Here is a 21,735-nt window from a genome sequence, read left to right as displayed (position 1 = left end):
TCAGGTCACCGGCGCCGGGTTGAACAGCGCCAGCGCATTGTGCAGCTTCCAGTGTTCGGCCCAGGTTTTCTTGCCGCTGGCCACTTCCAGCATCAGATGGAACAGTTCCCAGCCGATGTCGGCGATGGTGGCTTCGCCGGTGGCGATGCGGCCCGCGTTGACATCCATCAGGTCGTGCCAGCGGCGCGCCAGGTCGTCGCGCGTGGCGACCTTGATCACCGGCACGGCGGCCAGGCCATATGGCGTGCCGCGGCCGGTGGTGAAGATGTGCAGGTTCATGCCGGCCGCCAGTTGCAGGGTGCCGCAGATAAAATCGCTGGCCGGCGTGGCCGCATAGATCATGCCTTTTTGCGTCAGCTTGTCGCCCGGCGACAGCACGCCGGAGATGGCGCTGCTGCCCGACTTGACGATCGAGCCCATGGCTTTTTCCGTGATATTGGCCAGGCCGCCCTTCTTGTTGCCGGGCGTGGTATTGGCGCTGCGGTCGACGCCACCTTTTTGCAGGTAGTCGTCATACCAGGCCATCTCGCGGATCATGCCATTTGCCACCTCTTCATTGATGGCGCGCGCGGTCAATTGATCGATGCCGTCGCGCACTTCGGTGGTTTCCGAGAACATCACGGTGGCGCCGGCGCGCACCAGCAGGTCGGTGGCGTAGCCGACCGCCGGGTTGGCCGTCACGCCCGAAAACGCATCGCTGCCGCCGCACTGCACGCCGACCACCAGGTCGGCCGCGCTGCAGGTGACGCGGGTGCGCAGGTTCAGCGCGATCAGGCGCAGGGTGGCCATGTCCATGATGGACTGCACCATGGACTCGAAACCGACGTGGGCTTCATCCTGCAAGGTGACGATATAGGCGCCGTTGCGCACCTGGATCGCGCTTTCCGGCATCAGGCGCTGCGGCTGCAGTTTTTCACAGCCCAGACTGACCACCATCGACTGGCCGCCAAAATTGGGATTGAGACTGATATTGCGCAGGGTGCGGATCGGAATATCGGCATTCGGCGCATCGATGGCCACGCCGCAGCCATAGATATGTTCCAGTCCCACCACGTCGTCGACGTTCGGGTACAGCGGCAGCAATTCTTCCTTGATGCGCTTGACGGCGTGTTCGACCACGCCCGAGACGCACTGCACGGTGGTGGTAATGGCCAGGATATTGCGCGTGGCCACGCTGCCGTCGGCATTGCGGTAGCCCTGGAAGGTATAGCCCTCCAGCGGCGCCTGCTCCGGCGCCTTGCGGGTGGCGATCGGCAGGCCGTGCAGCTCGCGCGCCGGCGCCATGCGCACCAAGGATTCTTCGATCCAGCTGCCCTGGGCGATGTCGCGCACGGCGTAGCCGATCACGACGTCGTAGCGCACGATGGCGTCGCCTTCCCGCAGGTCGCACAGGGCGATCTTGTGGCCTTGCGGCACGCGGTCCTGCAAGATGAACTCGCCCGGAAACTCGGTGCCGGCGGGCAAGCCGCCGTCATTGACGACGATCGCCACGTTGTCGTTGTCATGCATGCGGATATATAAAGGTTTCACCGCCAACTCCTGCAAAGTAATGTCGTTCATCATGCGCCCGCCTTGCTGCTGGCCGCCGCACCGCCAGGCGCCGGCACGGCGTTCGATTGCGGCACGGATTTCTTGAATTCAAAACGCTTGATATCGCCCACCATGAACAGGTAGCACAGGATGGCCACCGCCGCATTGGCGCCGACGAAGACCAGCGCGCCGGCAAACGAGCCGGTTGCCTGCAGGATAAAGCCAATCACGATCGGCGTGGTAATGCCGGCCGTATTGCCGAAGGTATTGAACAAGCCACCGCTGAGGCCGCCCGCTTCCTTGGGCGAGGTATCGGACACCACGGCCCAGCCCAGCGCGCCGATGCCCTTGCCGAAGAAGGCCACCGCCATGATCGCCACCACCAGCCAGTCGGCCGACACATAATTACAGAAGATCATGCTCATCGCCAGCAGCATGCCGCCGACGATCGGCGTCTTGCGCGCCACCGACAGCGAATAGCCGGCCTTGATCATGCGGTCGGAAATTACGCCGCCCAGCACGCCGCCGAGGAAACCGGCGACGGCCGGCAAGGCGGCGATAAAGCCCGCCTTCAAGATCGTCATGTGGCGTTCGGTCACCAGGTAGACCGGGAACCAGGTCAGGAAGAAATACGTGAGCGTGTTGATACAGTACTGGCCGATATAAATGCCCAGCAACATGCGGCTGCTCAAGAGTTCCTTGATGCAGGCCAGGGTGTTGATTTTCGGCGCGGCACTTTTCACGCCGCTGTCGAGGTCGACCAGGCCGCCGCCCGCTTCGATATAGGCCAGTTCGGCGGCGTTGATGCGCGGATGGTCTTTCGGGCTGTAGATGGTCTTGCGCCAGATAAAGGCCATCGCGATGCCGAGCAGGCCCATCACATAGAACACGCTTTGCCAGCCATAGCTATGCACCAGCCAGCCCATGATGGGGGCGAACAGCACGGTGGCGAAATACTGCGCCGAGTTGAAAATGGCGGCGGCCTTGCCGCGTTCGGCGGTGGGAAACCAGGCCGAGGTGATGCGGCTGTTGCCGGGAAACGAAGGCGCTTCGGCCGCGCCGACCAGCAATCGCAGCCCGATCAGCATGGCCACTGCCGTGCCGCCCGTGAAGAAGCCCACCCAGCCCATCATCAGGGTAAATACCGACCACAGGAAGATGCTGAAAAAGTAGGTGATCTTGGAGCCGAAGCGGTCGAGCAGCCAGCCGCCCGGCAGCTGCGCCAGCACGTAGGACCAGGCAAAGGCGGAAAAGATGAAGCCCATTTCCACCGGCGACAGGCCGAGCAGCTTTTTCAGCTCCGGCCCGGCGATCGAGATGGTGGCGCGGTCGGCGTAATTGATGGTGGTCACGATGAACAGGATGGCCAGGATGCCCCACCGCACGCGGGTGGCCTTGGCACTGGCGGCGCCAGGCTGTATGGATGGCTGTGTTTTCACTATTGTCTCCAGATGGATCGCTAAGGGCGCTGCACGAACCTGGACCGGCGGGGAAGCGCCGTATCGGTTTCTTGTTTTGCAGTCATGTAGGGTGTCGGCCGCTTTGTCATCAGTCGTCAGACAACTGACGTCGTAGTATAATCACGGCATACGGAAATAGCAATCGCGTTTTTTACCCTTTTTTTTAGCAGGCCAGGTCCATGAATTCTCCCACCATCGCCGCGCCACCGCCCAGGAAACACCGCAACCTGGCACAGGGCGTCGTGGCCCATATTGCCGACAGCATCCGCCAGGGCAGCCTGAACCCCGGCGAAAAACTGCCGACCGAATCGGAAATCATGCGCCTGCACGGCGTCAGCCGCACGGTGGTGCGCGAAGCCATCTCGCACATGCAGGCGGCCGGCATGGTGCAGACGCGGCACGGCATCGGCACCTTCGTGCTGGCACCCGCGCCGGCACCCAGCCTGGGCATCGATCCGGGCACCGTGGTCACCATGCGCGACGTGCTGGCGATCCTGGAATTGCGCATCAGCCTGGAAACCGAATCGGCCGGCCTGGCCGCCAGCCGGCGCAGCGAGGCGCAGCTGCAGCAGCTGCGCGCGGCGCTCGACCATTTCCAGTCGCTGCCGCAGGGCGGCGACGAGACGGTGGCGGCCGACGTGCAGTTCCACCTGGCCATCGCGCTGGCCTCGGGCAACCGTTATTTCCACGATATCCTCAGCCACCTGGGCACCAATATCATCCCGCGCGCGCGCCTCAATTCGGCCAAGCTGGCGCAGGACGATCCGGCCATCTACATGGAACGGGTGCAGCGCGAACACGAAGACATCTTCAACGCCATCGCGCGCCAGGACCCGGAATCGGCGCGCGCCGCCATGCGCACCCATTTGAGCAACAGCCGCGAGCGCCTGCGCCGCGCCCAGGAAGCGATCGAAGCGACCCAGTAATCCCCTTTCGCTCTTCGCCAAAAACAGCGCCCGCAGTTGCCGGCGCTGTTTTTTTATCGCCTTCATGCTTGCGCTTCGCAAATTCATGTTGTACGATGTCTTACAACAGTGAGGCGTTCGGTGTGCAACGTCATCGCTTCCCTTCCTCTTTTTATAGGCGCCTTCACCATGTTTACTCCGCAAGACCTGAAACAGATACTCTCGTCCGGCCTGCTGTCGTTCCCGATCACCGACTTCGACGCGCAAGGCGACTTCGTGCCCGGCGCCTATGCCGACCGCCTGGACTGGCTGGACCCCTACGGCGCCACCGCCCTGTTCGTCGCTGGCGGCACCGGCGAATTCTTTTCGCTGACGCCCGAGGACTACACCCAGGTCGTCAAGATCGCGGTGGAAACCTGCCGCGGCAAGGTGCCGGTACTGGCCGGCGCCGGCGGCCCGACCCGCACCGCGATCGCCTATGCCCAGGAAGCCGAGCGCCTGGGCGCGCACGGCATCTTGCTGATGCCGCACTACCTGACCGAAGCGAGCCAGGATGGCCTGGTGGCGCACGTGGAGGCGGTGTGCAAATCGGTGAAATTCGGCGTGGTGGTGTACAACCGCAATGTCTGCAAGCTCAACGCGCAATCGCTGCTGCTGCTGGCCGAGCGCTGCCCGAACCTGATCGGCTTCAAGGACGGCGTCGGCGAGATCGAAAACATGGTCACCATCCGCCGCAAACTGGGCGACCGCTTTACTTACCTGGGCGGCCTGCCGACGGCCGAAGTGTATGCCTCGGCCTACAAGGCACTGGGCGTGCCCGTGTATTCCTCGGCCGTGTTCAACTTCATCCCGAAGACGGCGATCGAATTCTACGAAGCGGTGCGCACCGACGACTTTGCCACCACCGAACGCCTGATCGACCAGTTCTTCCTGCCCTACCTGGACATCCGCAATAAAAAGGCCGGCTATGCCGTCAGCATCGTCAAGGCCGGCGCCACCCTGGTCGGCCACACGGCCGGTCCGGTACGCACGCCGCTGATCGACCTGAACCCGCAGGAATGCGAGGAACTGGGCGCGCTGATCGCCAAGCTCGGCCCGCAATAAAGCAGCGCCAGCCTTACCGCCCACTTTGCCGGCGCGCGCTGATCCACATCACCGCGCGCCGGCTTGCATGCAACGCAAGGAGATACGCTTGACCAATACCTCAACTGACGCCGTGCGCGGCGACATGCTGATCGGCCGGCACGCCGTGCACGGCAGCGCCACGTCTTTTTTCGCCATCGATCCGGCCAGCGGCGAACCACTGGCACCGGCCTTTGGCGGCGCCACCATCGACGATGTCGAGCGCGCCTGCGCCCTGGCCGAACAGGCCTTCGACACCTTCCGCGACACCACCCTGGAAGCACGCGCCGCCTTCCTGGAAAGCATCGCCGACCAACTGCTCGATCTTGGCCCGGCCCTGATCGAGCGCGCGAAGCAGGAATCGGGCTTGCCGCAGGCGCGCCTGGAAGGCGAGCGCGGCCGCACCGTGGGCCAGTTGCGCCTGTTCGCCAAGGTGGTGCGCGATGGCGCCTGGCTGGCCACGGCGCTGGACTCGGCCTTGCCGCAGCGCACCCCGCCGCGTCCCGATCTGCGCCTGCGCAAGATCGCCCTGGGTCCGGTGGCCGTGTTTGGCGCCAGCAATTTTCCACTGGCGTTTTCGGTGGCCGGCGGCGACACCGCCTCGGCGCTGGCGGCCGGCTGCCCGGTGGTGGTCAAGGCGCACGGCGCCCACCCCGGCACCTCCGAACTGGTGGCGCGCGCGGTGCAAGCCGCCGTGGCCGCCTGCGGTTTGCCCGAAGGCGTGTTTTCCATGCTGCATGGCGATGGGCGCACCATCGGCCAGGCGCTGGTCACGCATCCGGCCATCAAGGCGGTCGGCTTCACCGGCTCGCGCCAGGGTGGCCTGGCGCTGGTGCGCAGCGCCGCCGCGCGCGCCGAACCGATCCCCGTGTATGCGGAAATGAGCAGCATCAATCCGGTGTTCCTGCTGCCGCACGCGCTGGCGCGGCACGCGGCGCGCATCGGCGCCGGCTTTGTCGATTCATTGACCCTGGGCGCCGGCCAGTTCTGCACCAATCCGGGCCTGGTGATCGCCATCGACGGCCCGGACCTGGACACCTTTTGCAGCGCCGCCGTCGCCGCCCTGGAGGGCAAAGGCGCCGGCACCATGCTGACGCCCGGCATCCACGCCGCCTTCAATGATGGCGTGGCGCGCCTGGGCCGGCATGCCGGCGTGACCCTGCTGGCGCGCGGCCAGCAAGGCAGCGCCAGCTGCGCCGGCCAGGCCGCCCTGTTCGCCACCGACGCGGCCACCTTCCTTGCCAATCCGGACCTCGAAGACGAGGTGTTCGGCGCCAGTTCGCTGCTGGTCAAATGCCAGGATGCGGCGCAGTTCCGGCAGATCGCCGAATACCTCGACGGCCAGCTGACGGCGACCCTGTTCCTGGAGCAGGACGACCAGGAACAGGCGCGCGCCCTGCTGCCGGTGCTTGAACGCAAGGCCGGCCGCATCCTGGTGAACGGCTATCCGACCGGCGTGGAAGTGTCGCATGCGATGGTGCATGGCGGCCCCTTCCCGGCCACCTCGGACAGCCGCGGCACTTCGGTCGGCGCCAGCGCCATCGACCGTTTCCTGCGCCCCGTCAGCTACCAGGACTTGCCGGCCTGGCTGCTGCCAAGCGCGCTGCAGGACGACAATCCGCTGCAGCTGTGGCGCGTGCGCGACGGCGCCCTGACGCAGGCCTGAGGACCTGCCGGTTTCACCATCTTCACTCCATGGGCTTGAGACACCCGCCTTATCCAATACAAGGAAAATAAAATGAAGAGCAGCATCATCGTGGCGGCCATCGCGGCCGCCTGCGGCACCCAGGCAGCGGCCCAGAGCAATGTCGTGATCTACGGCATTGCCGACGCCGGCATCACGCGCGAGAGCGGCGGCGCGGCCGGCACCGTCAACAAGGTCAACAGCGGCGCCGCCTCGGCGTCACGCCTCGGTTTCAAGGGCAGCGAAGACCTGGGCGGCGGCCTGTCGGCCATCTTCCTGCTGGAAACCGGCTACAAGATCGACACCGGCGAGGTCGACGCGGCCGGCACCATCTTCAACCGCCAGGCCTATGTCGGCCTGAAAGGCAGGGCCGGCAGCGTCACCTTGGGGCGCCAGTATACGCCCTACCATACGGCGCTGGCCAGCGTGGCCGACCCATTCGGCACGGGCCTGGCGGGCACCTCGAAAAACCTGTTTCCCGATTCGGGCGCCAATGTGCGCAGCAGCAATACCGTGCTGTACACGAGTCCGGTGAGCAATGGTTTTTCGGGCGAGCTGGCCTACAGCGCCGGCGAGAAATCCAGCAGCGCCACCGGCCGCCAGGTCGGCGCCTCGCTCGGCTACGCCAGCGGTCCGCTGACGGTGCGCGTGGCCTACAACAACAAGAACAGCGACGTGGAAACGGCGCCGGGCGTGGTGGCGGTGCGCAACGGCAATGGCCGCAACACCTTGCTGGCGGCCAATTACGACTTCAAGGTGGTCAAGCTGTTTGCCGCCTATGGCGTCGACCAGGGTTTCAACAGCGCCCCCTTGGGCAATGCCAACAACCCATACGGCGGCGTGCGCCCGACCGCGTCCACCGACGGCAATGAACTCCTGCTCGGCTTCACGGCGCCCGTCGGCGGCGGCTCGCTGATCGCCTCCATCATGCGCAAGGATGATAAAACCCGCTTCAACCAGGATGCGCGCTCCTGGGGCGTGGGCTATATCTACCCCCTCTCGAAACGCAGCAGCCTGTACGGCGCCTATGCTGCCATCAGCAACCGCAATGGCGCCGGCTACACGGTGGCCAACAACAGCGAATCGGGCAGCGGCAACCGCGGCATGAACCTGGGCCTGCGCCACAGTTTCTGAGCAGGCGCGAGGCCACAATTTCATGAAAAATTGACTTCGCGGCCCTCCTCTTCAGATCGCTTTCTTTTCCTTGCCGGCATTGCCTTATGATGTCTGCAATATTGTCTTAAAGCATGCCTTTACCGGCAGGCGGGGATCGGAAAGGATCAAGATGTTCAAGACTGTCGGCGAACTGCTGCGCCATTTCAAGGAAGCCGTGCCGTTTCGCCTGGGGCCGGCCATCATTTCCACCATCGTGCTGGTGACCCTGCTGCTGCTGCCCGCGCCCGATGGCCTCACGGCCAAGGCCTGGGCGCTGGTGGCGATTTTCCTCACCACCATCGTCGCCATCATTTTGAAGGTGATGCCGATCGGCGTGATGGCCATGATGGCGATCGTCATCGTTTCGCTGTCGCAAGTCACCTCCACGTCGTCCAAGGGCGCCATCACCGATGCGCTGAGCAGCTTTGCCAATCCGCTGATCTGGCTGATCGTGGTCGCCATTTTGATTTCGCGCGGCCTGAAAAAAACGGGCCTGGGCAGCCGCATCGGCCTGCTGTTCATCTCGCTGCTGGGCAAGCGCACCATCGGCATCGGCTACGGCCTGGCGATCTGCGAACTGGTGCTGGCGCCTTTTACGCCCAGCAACACCGCGCGCGGCGGCGGCATCGTGCACCCGATCATGAAGTCGATCGCCAACGCGTTTGACTCCGATCCGGCCAAGGGCACCGAGCGCAAGGTGGGCACTTACCTGGCGCTGGTCAACTACCACGCCAACCCGATCACCTCGGCCATGTTCCTAACGGCCACCGCGCCGAATCCGCTAGTGGTCGATTACGTGGCCAGGGTCAGCAACCAGAGCTTTCACCTGAGCTGGACCACCTGGGCGCTGTGCATGCTGCTGCCGGGCCTGGTTTGCCTGCTGGTGATGCCGCTGGTGATCTATCTGCTGTCGCCGCCGGAACTGAAGGCCACGCCGGACGCGGTCGATTATGCCAGGGCGGAACTGAACACCATGGGCCCGCTGTCGGCCGCCGAAAAAGTCATGCTGGGCACCTTCGGCCTGCTGCTGGTGCTGTGGGCCAACGTGCCGGCCATGCTGTTCGGCCCGGCTTTTACACTCGACCCCACGGTGGTCGCCTTTGTCGGCCTGTTCGTGCTGATCATTACTGGCACCATCACCTGGGACGACGTGCTGTCCGAGAAAAGCGCGTGGGACACGCTGGTGTGGTTCGGCGCGCTGGTGATGATGGCCGAGCAATTGAACAAGACCGGCGTGATCGCCTGGTTCTCAAGCGGCATGAAAGCCGCCATCGTCGCCAGCGGCATGGACTGGCTGCCGGTGGCCAGCGTGCTGGTGCTGGTATTCGTGTTTTCGCACTATTTCTTTGCCAGCACCACGGCCCATATCAGCGCCATGCTGCTGGCCTTCCTGACGGTGGGCGCGCAGCTGATCCCGCCCCAGTACCTGATCCCCTTCATGCTGATGATGACGGCAGGTTCGGCCATCATGATGACCCTGACCCATTACGCCACCGGCACCTCGCCCATCATCTTTGGCAGCGGCTATGTAACGATGGGCAACTGGTGGCGCACAGGATTGATCATGTGCCTGGTGGAACTGGCGATCTTTGCGGTGGTGGGCACCATATGGTGGAAGGTGCTGGGCTACTGGTAAGCGCAGTTCAGCCCCCGTTTTGCGCAGTTCATCGCATTGCGCTACAGGCAACAGGGGGACTTTGTTATCTTGCTATCGACAGCACGGCAGCCGCAGCGCGGCCGCCGGCTTTTTTCATTCAACGATACCAATCAAAGGAAATATCATGCGTGCTTTGCTGGCCCTGTGCTGCGCCGTCGCCGTTGGCGGCTGCGCCATCGTCATCAACCCCAACGATGGCGACGTGCGCTACAGCACGGATTCCGGCGGCAAGGCCGTCGAAGGCAACCAGCAGCTCAGCCGTGACGCGCGTACGATCAGCAACGCGACGGTGCTCGATATCGGCAGCCTGAATGGCGCCGACGCCAGGATCGACGTGCGCGTCGGCCCCGTCGCCTCGCTGGTGATCGAGGCGGACAGCAACGTGCTGCCGCTGGTACAAAGCGAAGTGAGCGGCAACACCTTGCGCATCTGGAGCGACGCCAATCTGCGCCACAGCAACGACATCCACATCATCTACACCACCCCGCGCCTGAACAAGATCAGCATGCTCAGCGGCGGGCGCCTGGTGGCCAGCGGTTTCAACGGCGACGACCTGACCCTGGTGCAGCACGGTTCGATGAAGAGTGAGTTGTCGGGCAAGGTGGGCCGCCTGGACCTGGCCAACTACGGTTCCGGCAGCATCAATGCGGCCGGGCTGGTCAGCGCCAACAGCGATGCCGTGCAGAACGGCTCGGGCCGCATCCACCTGGGCCAGCTGCGCGGCGAGCGCGTCAATGTGGCCGTGAATGGTTCGGGCAGCATCAGCGCCAGCGGTTTTGTCCAGCGCCTGGACGCCAACGTGAATGGTTCGGGCAACCTCAACCTGGCGCCCTTGCGCAGCGAGATTGCGTATTTGTCGAGCAACGGCTCGGGCGATATCGATGCCACCGCCACCAATGAAGTCAACGCCCGCTCCAGCGGCTCGGGCCGCATCACCGTGCATGGCGAGCCGGCCAAACGCACCCTGTCGGGCTCGCGCGTGCGCGTGGTGCAATAAGCGTGGTGCAATAAGTCTGCGCAAGTTGTAGCGGCGGGGGCTTGCTATACTGTCGGCCCCTTTTCGCTTTTCACGCCACCGCCATGCCGACTTCCGCCTCCCTGGCATGCCGCCCTTCCTGCGGCGCCTGCTGCACCGCCCCCTCGATCACCAGCCCGATACCCGGCATGCCGAATGGCAAACCGGCCGGCGTGCGCTGCGTGCAGCTGGCCGATGACAACCGGTGCCGCATCTTTGGCCAGCCCGAACGGCCGGCATTTTGCGGCGGGCTGCAGCCATCTGAAGAAATGTGTGGCGACAGCCGCGACTATGCGGTGCACTGGCTCGGTGAACTGGAGCGGCTGACGGCGCCCTGATATCCCGGCTAGGACGCCATCCTCAGCGCTGGGCGGAATCCTGCGTGCCGTTGACCGTGCGGTTGTATTCAATCAATAGCGAGATGACGGCAAACGTCAGCAGCGCGAGCAAAGCGTGGCCCATGTCGGCCAGCTCGAGTGTCCCGTGCCGCCAATAATGCGTGAGCAGGACCACTCCCACCATTGCCAGGCAACCCAGGCCGTGACGACGCACGGTCATGCGCAGCAAGGCTGCCATGGAAAACTTGTTTGTCTTCATCACTCCCCCGCTGACATGCAATAGCAGGAATGTAACATTTTTTATATCCTAATAACAATATTTTGATGTTCGCCCAGCAGGAATGGCTTGACTCTGTTTGCACGATTGCGTATATTCATGCACATTCCTGCACGATTAAGAATCTCATGACCGCCAACCTGCTTCTCAAACAGCGCCACGCGCTGATCCAGCAACAATTGCAAGCCGATGGCCGGGTGCTGGCGCTGGACCTGGCGCGCCAGCTCGATGTGTCGGAAGACACGATACGGCGCGACCTGCGCGAGATGGCCGCCGCCGGGCTGTGCCAGCGCGTATATGGCGGCGCCCTGCCGCTGGCGCCCGATGGCGGCAGCCTGACCCAGCGCCAGCACGAATCGCCCGAAAGCAAGGCGCGCCTGGCGCAGGCGGCCGTGTCGCTGGTGCGCGCGGGCCAGGTGCTGTTTCTCGACGCCGGCTCGACCAACCTGGCGATCGCCACCGCGCTGCCGCCGCTGGCATTGACCGTGATCACGAATGCGCCGGCGATCGCCATGGCGCTGATGGAACGGCCCGAGATCGAACTGATCATGGCCGGCGGGCGGATCGACCGGCGTGCCGGCGCCAGCCTGGGGCCGCAGGCGCTGCGCACGGTCGAGCGCATGCACCCCGATCTATGCTTCCTCGGCGCCTGCGGCGCCGACGCCGAGGCGGGCGTCACCGCCTACAACTATGACGAAGCCGAATTCAAGCGCAGCATCGCCGGCGCCAGCCGGGCGGTGGTGGTGGCCGTGACCAGCGACAAGCTGGGCACGGCCGCGCCGTTCGGCGTGCTGGCCACCGGCCTGCTGCAGCACCTAGTGCTGGAAGCGGGCGCCGATGCCGTCCATGTCGCCGCGTTTGAACGGCAAGGCGTGCAGGTGCTGCGCGCCCGCGCCCGTTGAATTTTCTTTCACCACTTTTTTGAAAAGTCTCGCCATGCACCTTACCGGTACCCTGCAACAACGCGCCACGCGCCTGGTCTTTTTCGCCGCCGGCCTCGGCATGGCGGCCTGGGCGCCGCTGGTGCCATACGCCAAGGCCCGCCTGGGCCTCGATGAAGCCACCCTGGGCTTTTTATTGCTGTGCCTGGGCGCGGGTTCCCTGTGCGCCATGCCGTTTACAGGCGTGCTGGCGGGCCGCTTCGGCTGCCGCAGCGTGATCCTGTGGGCCGGCGCGCTGCTGATCGCCATCTTGCCGGGACTGGCGCTGGCCGCCACGCCGCTGCAGCTTGGCCTGGTGCTGCTGGCCTTCGGCGCGGCCATGGGCACCATGGACGTGGCCATGAATATCCAGGCCGTGATCATTGAGAAAGCCAATGGCGGTGCGATGATGTCCGGCTTTCATGCCCTGTTCAGCGTGGGCGGCTTTGCCGGCGCCGGCTGCATGGCCCTGCTGCTGTGGCTGGGCCTCACGCCCGCCTGGTCGTGCGCGGTGCTGATGGTCCTGCTGGGCGCGGTGATCGGCGCCTCGCAAGGCCATTTGCTGCGCACGGTATCGTCCAGCGGCGAAAAGACGCCGCTGTTCGTGATGCCGCACGGCGCCGTGATCTTTATCGGCCTGCTGTGCTTTATCGTGTTCCTGGCCGAAGGCGCCATCCTCGACTGGAGCGCCCTGTTCCTGACCACCACGCGCGGCGTGGACGCCAGCCAGGGCGGCCTGGGCTACGCCGCGTTTGCCATCGCCATGACGGTCGGCCGCTTTACGGGCGACAAGGTGGTTGGCCGCTTCGGCGGCAAGCGGGTACTCGCTGTGGGCGGCCTGTGCGCGGCCGGCGGCTTCTTCCTGGCGGTGGCCGCGCCCGGTGCGGTGCTGGCGCTGCTGGGCTTCGTGCTGGTCGGCCTGGGCGCAGCCAATATCGTGCCCATTTTGTTTACCGCGGCCGGCAACCAGACGGCCATGCCGGCCAGCCTGGCGGTGGCGGCGATTACCACCATCGGCTATGCCGGCATCCTGGCAGGGCCGGCCGTGATCGGTTTTGTCGCCCACGCCACCAGCCTCAATATCGCGTTTGCCATCCTCGGCGGCTCGCTGCTGCTGGTGGCGGCCAGCGCACGCCTGGCCGCAGCGCCAGCATCGGCGGCCAAAGCGGCAGCCTGATCCTCCTCTTGCCTGCCCGGCGGCGCTGAAAAAGCGCCGCCGGGCAGCGCCCCAATCGCGTCGGCAAGCCGCTCTCGTGGTAAGCTTCGACCCCGCGCACCATGCCAATGCCGCGCGGCCTCCCCCTCCTCTTGCTGCTTACCCACTTAAACATACCGATTCATGGATCTGATTCTTGCATTTAAAGCCATCATCATGGGGCTGGTCGAAGGTTTTACCGAATTCCTGCCGATTTCCTCCACCGGCCACCTGATTCTTGCCGGCAGCCTGCTCGACTTTACCAACGATGTGTCGAAAGACGTGATGGATGTGTTCGAGATCGCGATCCAGGCCGGCGCCATCCTGGCCGTGTGCTGGGAATACCGCGCGCGCATCGGCTCGGTGCTGTCGACCTTCGGCACGGAAATCAAATCGCGCAAGTTTGTGCTCAACGTGGCGATCGCCTTCTTGCCGCTGGCCATTATCGGCCTGGCCATCGGCAAGATGATCAAGCACGCGCTGTTCAAGCCGGTGCCGGTGGCGCTGGCCTTTATTATCGGCGGCGTGATCATTTTGCTGGTCGAGCGCCGCGCGCGCCTGAACCCGGTCACCGTGCGCGTCAATTCGGTCGATGAGATGACGCCGCTCGACGCCTTGAAAGTGGGCTGCGCCCAGGCCTTCGCGCTGATACCCGGCACCAGCCGCTCGGGTTCGACGATTATCGGCGGCATGCTGCTGGGCCTGTCGCGCAAGACGGCCACCGAGTTCTCGTTCTTCCTGGCCATTCCCACCTTGCTGGCCGCCACCTTTTATTCGCTGTACAAGGCGCGCGACATTTTGTCGGCCACCGATTTGCCGCTGTTTACCCTGGGTACCCTGGCCGCGTTCGTCTCCGCGTTTTTGTGCGTGCGCTGGCTGCTGCGCTACATCAGTTCGCATGACTTCACATTCTTTGCCTGGTACCGTATCGTGTTTGGCGTGCTGGTGATCGCCAGCGCCCATTACGGCTGGGTTGTCTGGGCAGAATAAGGCACCATGAATCAAGATCTCAACGCGCAAGCCCTGCAGACGCTGCAAACCGTCTTCGGCTATCCGGCCTTCCGCGGCCAGCAAGCCGATATCGTCGACCATGTCAGCCACGGCGGCGACGCGCTGGTACTGATGCCCACCGGCGGCGGCAAGTCGCTGTGCTACCAGATCCCGGCCCTGCTGCGCGACGGCGTCGGCGTGGTGATCTCTCCGCTGATCGCGCTGATGCAGGACCAGGTCGACGCGCTGGCCGAAGTGGGCGTGCGCGCCGCGTTCCTGAACTCCACCCAGACCTACGAAGAAGCGGGCCGCATCGAGCGCCTGGTGCGCACCGGCCAGATCGACCTGGTCTACGTGGCGCCCGAGCGATTGATGACGCAGCGCTGCCTGGACCTGTTCCAGGCCTCGAAAATCGCCCTGTTCGCCATTGACGAGGCGCACTGCGTGGCCCAGTGGGGTCACGACTTCCGTCCCGAATACATCAAGCTGTCGGTGCTGCACGAGCAGTTCCCGGACGTGCCGCGCATTGCCCTCACGGCCACCGCCGACCCGCAGACGCGCGCCGAAATCGCGCTGCGCTTGCAGCTGGACGACGCGCGCCAGTTCGTGTCGTCGTTCGACCGGCCGAACATCCGCTACCAGATCGTCGAAAAGGCCAATGGCCGCAAGCAGCTGCTCGACTTCATCAACACCGAACACGCGGGCGACTGCGGCATCGTCTATTGCCTGTCGCGTAAAAAAGTCGAAGAGACGGCGGAATTTCTGAACCAGAGCGGCATCCGCGCCCTGCCCTATCACGCCGGCATGGAGTACGCGAAACGCAGCGCCAACCAGGCGCGCTTCCTGCGCGAGGAAAATATCGTGATGGTGGCCACCATCGCCTTCGGCATGGGTATCGACAAGCCCGACGTGCGCTTCGTGGCCCACCTGGACCTGCCGAAAAGCATCGAGGGCTATTACCAGGAAACGGGGCGCGCGGGCCGCGACGGCATGGCCGCCAATGCCTGGATGGCGTATGGCCTGCAGGACGTGGTGCTGCAGCGGCGCATGATCGACGAGTCGGAAGCCGACGAAACCTTCAAGCGCGTGCTGGGCGTGAAACTCGACGCCATGCTGGGCCTGTGCGAAACCCTCAGCTGCCGGCGCATGCGCCTGCTCGAATACTTCGGCGAGCCAGCTTCCCCATGCGGCAACTGCGACACCTGTCTGGTGCCGCCGGTGTCCTTCGATGGCACGGTGCCGGTGCAAAAACTGCTGTCGGCGATCTACCGCGTCGACCAGCGCTTTGCCGGCGGCCACGTGATCGACGTCCTGCGCGGCATGGAGTCCGAGCGCATCAAGACCTGGCACCACGATAGTTTATCGGTGTTTGGTATCGGCGCCGACCTGGGCGAAGCGGAATGGAAGTCGATTTTGCGCCAGGCCATCGCGCTGGGCCTGGTGGCCGTCGACCATGAACAATACAGCTCATTGAAACTGACCGACGCCTCGCGCCCGGTGCTCAAGGGCGGCCAGAAAGTGCAGCTGCGCCAGTACCAGAAACCGGTGAAAACCAGCAAGCGCAGCACCAGCGTGGCCAAGGGTTATGTCGAGATGGATCTGTCCACCAGCGAGCAAGCGATCTTCGACAAGCTGCGCTGGTGGCGGGTGGAAACGGCGCGCACCCACAATGTGCCGGCGTATGTCATTTTCGTCGATGCGACTTTGCGCGAAATCGCCAAGGCCAAGCCCACCTCATTGGAACAGCTGCGCAGCGTCAGCGGCGTCGGCGAGAAAAAGCTGGCGTCCTACGGCGATGAAATCGTCGCCATGATCCTGGAAATGATCTGACGGCAGGATAAAAAAACGGCGCCCGCGGGCGCCGTTTTCACCTCTATCGTGCGACAGGCTTGCCGTCCGTATCGAGCACCGTCACCTCGCCCCAGCCCAGCTCCCGCACGCCCGCTTCGATCTTGCGCAGGTCGCCGATCACCACCCAGACCAGGTCATCGGGCTGCACGAATTTGGCGGCGGCGCCGGCCAGTTGCGCCGGTTCCAGCTGGCGCAGACTGGCCGAGTAGCCGGACCAGTAATCGTCGGGCAGGCCCAGGTTCAGGCTGGTCAACGCGGCCGAGTCGAGCGCGGCCAGGGTTTCAAAACGGCCCGCCAGGCGCGCGCCCATGTTGCGCATGATGCTGTTGAACTCTTCGCCCTGCAGCGGGCGCTCGCCGGCCACGCCGCGGATTTCCTTGGCCACTTCGACCATCGCTTCGCGGGTTTTATCGGTCTGCACGGGCGCCACCACCAGCAGGGCGCGCTGGCCACGCGGATTGGTCAGCTGGCCGCTGGTGCCGTAGCTCCAGTGCTTGTCGAGCCGCAGGTTGCGGTTCAGGCGCGAGGTGGCCATGCCGCCGAAGTTCTGCATCACCGGTTCCATCGCCAGGTCTTCCGGCTGCCCCTGCAATTGCGTCAGCTGCGCGGCAACGATGGTCGATTGCGGCGCATCGGGTTTGTCGATCAGGAACACGCGCTTGCCGGCCGTGCGCGCGGGCGCGGCCGCCGGCTTGGCCGGTGCGCTGCCGCCCTGCCAGGCGCCGAACGACGCTTCCAGCGCCGGCATCAGCTGCGCCAGGGTGGTGTCGCCGCTGACGACAATGGTGGCGCTGCCCGGCTTGAACCAGCTGGCGTGCCACTGCGCCACATCGTCCCGCGTGAGGCGGCTCACGCTGTCGGCGTCACCGGAGGCGGGACGGCCATAGGTTCGGTCGGCGCCATACAGGATGCCCGGCACGATGCGCATGGCCAGGCTGGTGGGCTGGGCCTTTTCCTGCGCGATCTGCGCCAGGCGGCGCTGCTGTTGCTGCGTGAACAGCGCGTCCGCAAACGCCGGGCGCAGGGCCGCGTCGGCCATCAGCGCCAGCGACGGCGCCAGGTTGCCGGCGGTCGACTGCAGGCGCAATAGCGACAGGTCGGCCAGGGTCGCGGCCGACATCTGCGCGCCCAGCGATTCGAGGCCATCGGACAACTGGAAGGCATTGCGCGTGCGCGTGCCCTTGTCGAGCAAGTCCATCGCCAGCGAGGCGGCGCCGGCCTTGGCGCCGCTGTCGGACGCGCTGCCGGCGTCGAGCGCCAGGGTCACGTTGACGATGGGCGCCGTGTGCCGCTGCAGCAGCACCACTTTCACGCCGTTTTTCAGCTGCGCGCGTTCGATGGCGGGAAACGCCACCTCGGGCGGCGTGCCCAGCGCCGGCAGCAGCTTGCGGTCCAGCGTGGATTTTTCCACCGCCAGCTGGGCAAACGGCTTGACGGTCATCGTATGGCTGTGAGCATTGAGCCAGGCCGCGCCGCTGCGTTTGACCTGCTCCGGCGTGGCCCTGGCTGCCGCTTCCAGCTGATCCAGATAGGCTTCCGGCGTGGCGCCGAAGGTGGCGTTTTCGGCCAGCAGGTCGGCGCGCCGGCCCAGGCGCTCGTTGGCGCGCGCAAAGGCGGCCAGGCTGCTGGTCTTGACGCGCGCCAGTTCGGCCGCCGTCGGCCCTTGCGCCAGCAGTTCGCGCAATACATTGTCCATCTCGCGCTCGGCGTCCGCCGGCGCCACGCCCGGCTTGACCGTGACGATGATATTGAACGTGCTGCCCAGTTCGGCGTCATTGACGCCGGCATTGACGGCCGTGGCCAGGCCTTTTTCGTACACCAGCCGGCGTTCCAGGCGCGCGCTTTTCGAGCCGGCCAGCACTTCGGCCAGCAGCGACAGGCGCCCCAGCTCCGGATCACCGACGGCCGGCGCATGGTAGCTGCGGTAGATGCGCGCCTGCGGCACGCGGTCTTCCATCTCGCTGCGGATATCGCTGTCCAGGCGCGGGATCCAGCGCTGCGTGCGCGGCAGCGGCGGGCCTGGCGGAATCGCGCCGAAATACTGCGTCACCAGCGCCAGCGCGCGCTCGGGCGTGATGTCGCCGGCCAGCGAAATGACGGCGTTGTTCGGTCCGTAATAGCTGCGGTACCACTGTTTGATGTCGTCCAGCGAGGCGGCGTTCAGGTCGTCCATGCTGCCGATGGTCGACCACGAATACGGGTGCGAATACGGATACATCTGGGCGCTGATTTCCTGCCACACGCGTCCATAGGGCTGGTTCTCGCCCTGGCGCTTTTCATTCTGCACCACGCCGCGTTCGCGCTCGAGCATCTCCTTCGAAATGTAGTTGCCCAGGTAGCCCATGCGGTCCGATTCCAGGTACAGCGTGCGCTCGAGCGCCGATACGGGCACGTCTTCATAGAAATTGGTGCGGTCGCCATTGGTGGTGCCGTTGCGGTTGTTCGCGCCCAGGTCATCCATCGCTTCGCGAAAACCGTGCGGATAGTTTTCCGAGCCGTTGAAGAAAAAGTGTTCGAACAGATGCGCAAAGCCGGTCTTGCCGCGCTGCTCGTTGCGCGAACCGACGTGGTACCACAGGTTCACCGCCACCACGGGCACGCTGTGATCCTCATGCACGACCAGGGTCAGGCCGTTCTTGAGCACGAATTTCTGCTGCTTCAAGGCGTAGGTACTGCGCTGGAACGGCGCCTGCGCCACCGGCGTGGCGGCGTGCAGCGGCGGCGCCATATGTGTGGCCAATACCAACGGCAGCGCCACGGACAACCACAGTTTCTGTTTCATTCGTCACCTCGAAAAACACATCACGGTCAAACCGCCGCACGCCGGCGGCGGGAGTGCGGATATTTTGCCAGATGTTGTAGATGGCAAAGAATTATTTATTTCATTTCGGCAATTTGCCGCAAGCGCGCCGCCGGCCTATGCATGGGCGCCCAAAAACGGTACGATCCTGCGATGGAAACCAAATGGCTGGAAGACTTCATTTCGCTCGCTGAAACGCATAATTTCAGCCGTTCCGCGGCCCTGCGCCACGTCACCCAGCCGGCCTTTTCGCGGCGCATCCAGTCGCTGGAAAACTGGCTCGGCATCGACCTGGTCGACCGCACCTCCTACCCCACGCGGCTGACGCCGGCCGGCGCCGTGTTTTATGAACAGGCGCTGGAAATGCTGGGCCAGATCAACGGCGTGCGCGCCCTGCTGCGCGGCAAACGCGCCGCCACCCAGACCAGCGTCGACTTCGCCGTACCGCATACCCTGTCGCTGACCTTCATGCCGAAATGGCTGACCGCGCTCGAAGAAGGCTTTGCGCCGATCAACAGCCGCCTGATGGCCTTGAACGTGCACGACGCGGTACTGCAGCTGGTCGACGGTGGCTGCGACCTGCTGCTGTGCTACCACCATCCGCGCCAGCCGGTGCAGCTCGATCCGGGCCGCTACGACATGCTGGTGATGGGCCGCGAAACCGTGCGCGCCTATGCCCGCTGCGGCGCCGACAAGGTGCCCGATTTCGTCCTGCCGGGCAGCGCCCAGGACCCCGTGCCTTTTCTCTCGTACACCAGCAACGCCTACCTGGGACGCATGGTCGAACTGCTGATGGCCGACGCGAAGACGCCCTTGTTCCTCGACACCTGCTACGAAACCGACATGGCCGAGGGCCTCAAGATGATGGCGCTGGAAGGCCGCGGCATCGCCTTCCTGCCTGAATCGGCGGTGCTGCGCGACGTCAAGTACAAGCACCTGGCACTGGCCGACGGCGGCGCGCCGGGCTGGGAAATCGAGCTGGAAATCCGTTTGTACCGCGAACGCCCGAACGGCCAGCGGCCCGGCAAGGCCATCGTCGAAAGCCTGTGGCAGTACCTGGTGCAAGCGCAGGAAAATGCCGCGCGCGGCAGCCGCCGGCGCAAGCGCGGCACCCCGAAATCCTGAGGCAATAACTATGCAATAAATGCATGAGCGGATGCGCACAAAGCATTGGCCGGGGCATGAGGCCATCGCCTACGATGCGGTTCCGCTGCGCACAGCTGCATTCGGCTGCGCCTCTCACGTATTCGTATTGTCCAGGAGCTTATCAAGCATGACCAGCAAGCACGCACTGCCTTCCTACCTCAACCCTGAAGATCTCGGCCCATGGGGCGTCTACCTCGAGCAGATCGAGCGCGTCACGCCTTACCTGGGCAGCCTGTCGCGCTGGGTCGAAACATTGAAACGTCCGAAGCGCATCCTGACGGTCGACGTGCCGATCGAGCGCGATGACGGCAGCATCGCCCACTACGAAGGCTACCGCGTGCAGCACAATATGTCGCGCGGCCCGGGCAAGGGCGGCGTGCGCTTCCACCAGGACGTGACCTTGTCGGAAGTGATGGCGCTGTCGGCCTGGATGACGGTCAAGAACGCAGCCGTCAACGTGCCCTACGGTGGCGCCAAGGGCGGCATCCGTGTCGATCCGAAGACGCTGTCGCGCAACGAGCTGCAGCGCCTGACGCGCCGCTACACCAGCGAAATCAGCATGATCATCGGCCCGAACAAGGATATCCCGGCGCCGGACGTCAACACCAATGAACAGGTGATGGCCTGGATGATGGACAGCTACTCCATGCTCAACGGCAATATGTCGACCGGCGTGGTGACCGGCAAGCCGATCTCGCTCGGCGGCAGCCTGGGCCGCCGCGATGCGACCGGCCGCGGCGTGTACGTGGTCGGCTGCGACGCGGCCGCCAAGGTCGGCATGCAGATCGAAGGCGCGAAGATCATCGTGCAAGGTTTCGGTAACGTGGGCGGCGTGGCCGCGCGCATGTTTGCCGAAGCGGGCGCGAAAATCGTCGCGGTGCAGGATCACAAGACCACCGTGGTGCACACGGGCGGCCTGGACATTCCGCAACTGCTGGCGCACGTGGCCGAAGCGGGCAGCGTCGAAGGTTTCCCGGGCGCCGAAGCGTTCGTGCCGCGCGACGATTTCTGGGGCATCGATTGCGACATCCTGATCCCGGCCGCGCTGGAACAGCAGATCACCGCCGAGCGCGCCCACATCATCAAGGCAAAAATCATCCTGGAAGGCGCCAACGGCCCGACCATGCCGGCCGCCGATGACATCCTGAACGACAAGGGCGTGCTGATCGTGCCGGACGTGCTGGCCAACGCCGGCGGCGTGACCGTCAGCTACTTCGAATGGTCGCAGAACTTCTCGAGCTTCTTCTGGACCGAAGAAGAGATCAACAGCCGCTTGACGCGCATCATGCGCGAAGCGTTCGACGCGGTGTGGCAAGTGTCGCAAGAGAAAAAAGTCTCGATGCGTACCGCGACCTTTATCCTGGCCTGCACGCGCGTGCTGCAGGCGCGCGAGGTACGCGGTCTGTATCCTTAATGGCCTGAACAACGTGGCCTGAACCAAGCCCGGGACAGTGCGGCCATGCCGCGCCAGTTCCGGGCTTTTTTGCGCCTGCTCCCTTCGCGCGCCGTCAATTCCGCTCAGTTTCCCCGCTTTACCCTTCCGCCGGACACAGCTGTGACAGCCATAATGTAACCAGATATTTCTGGAAACTTGCGCCGCCACCTGTCGTTTTATACTAACGCCACTTCACGCGGCCATGCGACGCGACCGAGATCACCATCCCGCCAGTAAGTGCTTGCATTTCAGGCA

At 64.6% G+C, this 21,735-nt stretch carries 17 protein-coding genes; 13 read left to right on the top strand and 4 right to left on the bottom strand.

Annotation, left to right across the window (positions count from 1 at the left end; genetic code table 11):
• Together garD and Q8L25_RS06905 are read right to left on the bottom strand one after the other, a co-directional pair.
• Window positions 1–1,563 (bottom strand): galactarate dehydratase, encoded by a 1,563-nt coding sequence (gene garD, locus Q8L25_RS06910; protein ID WP_374694240.1) that lies wholly within the window; start codon window positions 1,561–1,563, stop codon window positions 1–3.
• Window positions 1,560–2,969 (bottom strand): MFS transporter, encoded by a 1,410-nt coding sequence (locus Q8L25_RS06905; RefSeq protein WP_308924152.1) that lies wholly within the window; start codon window positions 2,967–2,969, stop codon window positions 1,560–1,562. Before Q8L25_RS06905 ends, garD begins: the two co-directional genes overlap by 4 nt.
• Window positions 2,970–3,169: 200 nt before the next feature.
• Between Q8L25_RS06905 and Q8L25_RS06900 the strand changes: the two genes are divergently transcribed.
• The 7 genes from Q8L25_RS06900 (at window position 3,170) to Q8L25_RS06870 (ending at window position 10,866) form a co-directional block, all read left to right on the top strand.
• Complete coding sequence (locus Q8L25_RS06900) at window positions 3,170–3,916, top strand: FadR/GntR family transcriptional regulator (RefSeq protein WP_308924151.1); 747 nt, start codon at window positions 3,170–3,172, stop codon at window positions 3,914–3,916.
• A 168-nt stretch (window positions 3,917–4,084) separates the two neighbouring features.
• The gene (gene kdgD / locus Q8L25_RS06895) at window positions 4,085–4,999 is read left to right on the top strand and encodes a 5-dehydro-4-deoxyglucarate dehydratase (RefSeq protein ID WP_308924150.1); all 915 of its coding nucleotides are present in this window, start codon (window positions 4,085–4,087) and stop codon (window positions 4,997–4,999) included.
• A gap of 124 nt (window positions 5,000–5,123) precedes the next feature.
• Entirely contained in the window at window positions 5,124–6,683 is a 1,560-nt protein-coding gene (locus tag Q8L25_RS06890) for an aldehyde dehydrogenase (NADP(+)) (protein ID WP_308925672.1), read from the top strand.
• Between the two features lie 72 nt (window positions 6,684–6,755).
• Entirely contained in the window at window positions 6,756–7,835 is a 1,080-nt protein-coding gene (locus tag Q8L25_RS06885) for a porin (RefSeq protein ID WP_308924149.1), read from the top strand.
• Between the two features lie 151 nt (window positions 7,836–7,986).
• The gene (locus Q8L25_RS06880; protein ID WP_308924148.1) at window positions 7,987–9,492 is read left to right on the top strand and encodes a DASS family sodium-coupled anion symporter; all 1,506 of its coding nucleotides are present in this window, start codon (window positions 7,987–7,989) and stop codon (window positions 9,490–9,492) included.
• A gap of 145 nt (window positions 9,493–9,637) precedes the next feature.
• Complete coding sequence (locus Q8L25_RS06875; RefSeq protein ID WP_308924147.1) at window positions 9,638–10,510, top strand: head GIN domain-containing protein; 873 nt, start codon at window positions 9,638–9,640, stop codon at window positions 10,508–10,510.
• Between the two features lie 146 nt (window positions 10,511–10,656).
• Window positions 10,657–10,866: a Fe-S-cluster oxidoreductase gene (locus Q8L25_RS06870; protein WP_308925671.1), complete on the top strand. Its 210-nt coding sequence runs from the start codon at window positions 10,657–10,659 to the stop codon at window positions 10,864–10,866.
• Window positions 10,867–10,888: 22 nt separating this feature from the next.
• Here the strand turns inward: Q8L25_RS06870 and Q8L25_RS06865 are convergent, their stop codons facing one another.
• The gene (locus Q8L25_RS06865) at window positions 10,889–11,104 is read right to left on the bottom strand and encodes a hypothetical protein (protein WP_308924146.1); all 216 of its coding nucleotides are present in this window, start codon (window positions 11,102–11,104) and stop codon (window positions 10,889–10,891) included.
• Between the two features lie 167 nt (window positions 11,105–11,271).
• Here Q8L25_RS06865 and Q8L25_RS06860 point away from each other — a divergent pair, with 167 nt between their 5' ends.
• From Q8L25_RS06860 to recQ, 4 genes are all read left to right on the top strand, one after another.
• Window positions 11,272–12,045 carry a DeoR/GlpR family DNA-binding transcription regulator gene (locus Q8L25_RS06860; RefSeq protein ID WP_308924145.1) on the top strand — a complete coding sequence of 258 codons (774 nt, stop codon included), beginning with the start codon at window positions 11,272–11,274 and terminating at the stop codon, window positions 12,043–12,045.
• 34 nt (window positions 12,046–12,079) lie between these two features.
• Window positions 12,080–13,240, top strand: a complete 1,161-nt coding sequence (locus Q8L25_RS06855; protein ID WP_308924144.1) for an MFS transporter — start codon at window positions 12,080–12,082, stop codon at window positions 13,238–13,240.
• Window positions 13,241–13,402: 162 nt separating this feature from the next.
• Complete coding sequence (locus Q8L25_RS06850; protein ID WP_308924143.1) at window positions 13,403–14,248, top strand: undecaprenyl-diphosphate phosphatase; 846 nt, start codon at window positions 13,403–13,405, stop codon at window positions 14,246–14,248.
• Between the two features lie 6 nt (window positions 14,249–14,254).
• Window positions 14,255–16,078 (top strand): DNA helicase RecQ, encoded by a 1,824-nt coding sequence (gene recQ / locus Q8L25_RS06845; RefSeq protein WP_308924142.1) that lies wholly within the window; start codon window positions 14,255–14,257, stop codon window positions 16,076–16,078.
• Between the two features lie 43 nt (window positions 16,079–16,121).
• On the opposite strand, the gene Q8L25_RS06840 is transcribed toward recQ, so the two are convergent.
• Window positions 16,122–18,881 (bottom strand): pitrilysin family protein, encoded by a 2,760-nt coding sequence (locus tag Q8L25_RS06840; RefSeq protein ID WP_308924141.1) that lies wholly within the window; start codon window positions 18,879–18,881, stop codon window positions 16,122–16,124.
• A 171-nt stretch (window positions 18,882–19,052) separates the two neighbouring features.
• Here Q8L25_RS06840 and Q8L25_RS06835 point away from each other — a divergent pair, with 171 nt between their 5' ends.
• Together Q8L25_RS06835 and Q8L25_RS06830 are read left to right on the top strand one after the other, a co-directional pair.
• Entirely contained in the window at window positions 19,053–20,024 is a 972-nt protein-coding gene (locus Q8L25_RS06835; RefSeq protein ID WP_308924140.1) for a LysR family transcriptional regulator, read from the top strand.
• Between the two features lie 148 nt (window positions 20,025–20,172).
• On the top strand, window positions 20,173–21,459 hold the full coding sequence (locus Q8L25_RS06830) for a Glu/Leu/Phe/Val dehydrogenase (RefSeq protein ID WP_308924139.1): 1,287 nt from the start codon (window positions 20,173–20,175) through the stop codon (window positions 21,457–21,459).
• Window positions 21,460–21,735 lie beyond the last annotated feature (276 nt).

The sequence above is a fragment of the Janthinobacterium sp. J1-1 genome, assembly GCF_030944405.1.
Classification (GTDB): Bacteria; Pseudomonadota; Gammaproteobacteria; order Burkholderiales; family Burkholderiaceae_D; genus Janthinobacterium.
The sequence above is the reverse complement of the archived record's forward strand: the minus strand, read 5'-3'. Positions and strand labels throughout refer to the sequence as shown.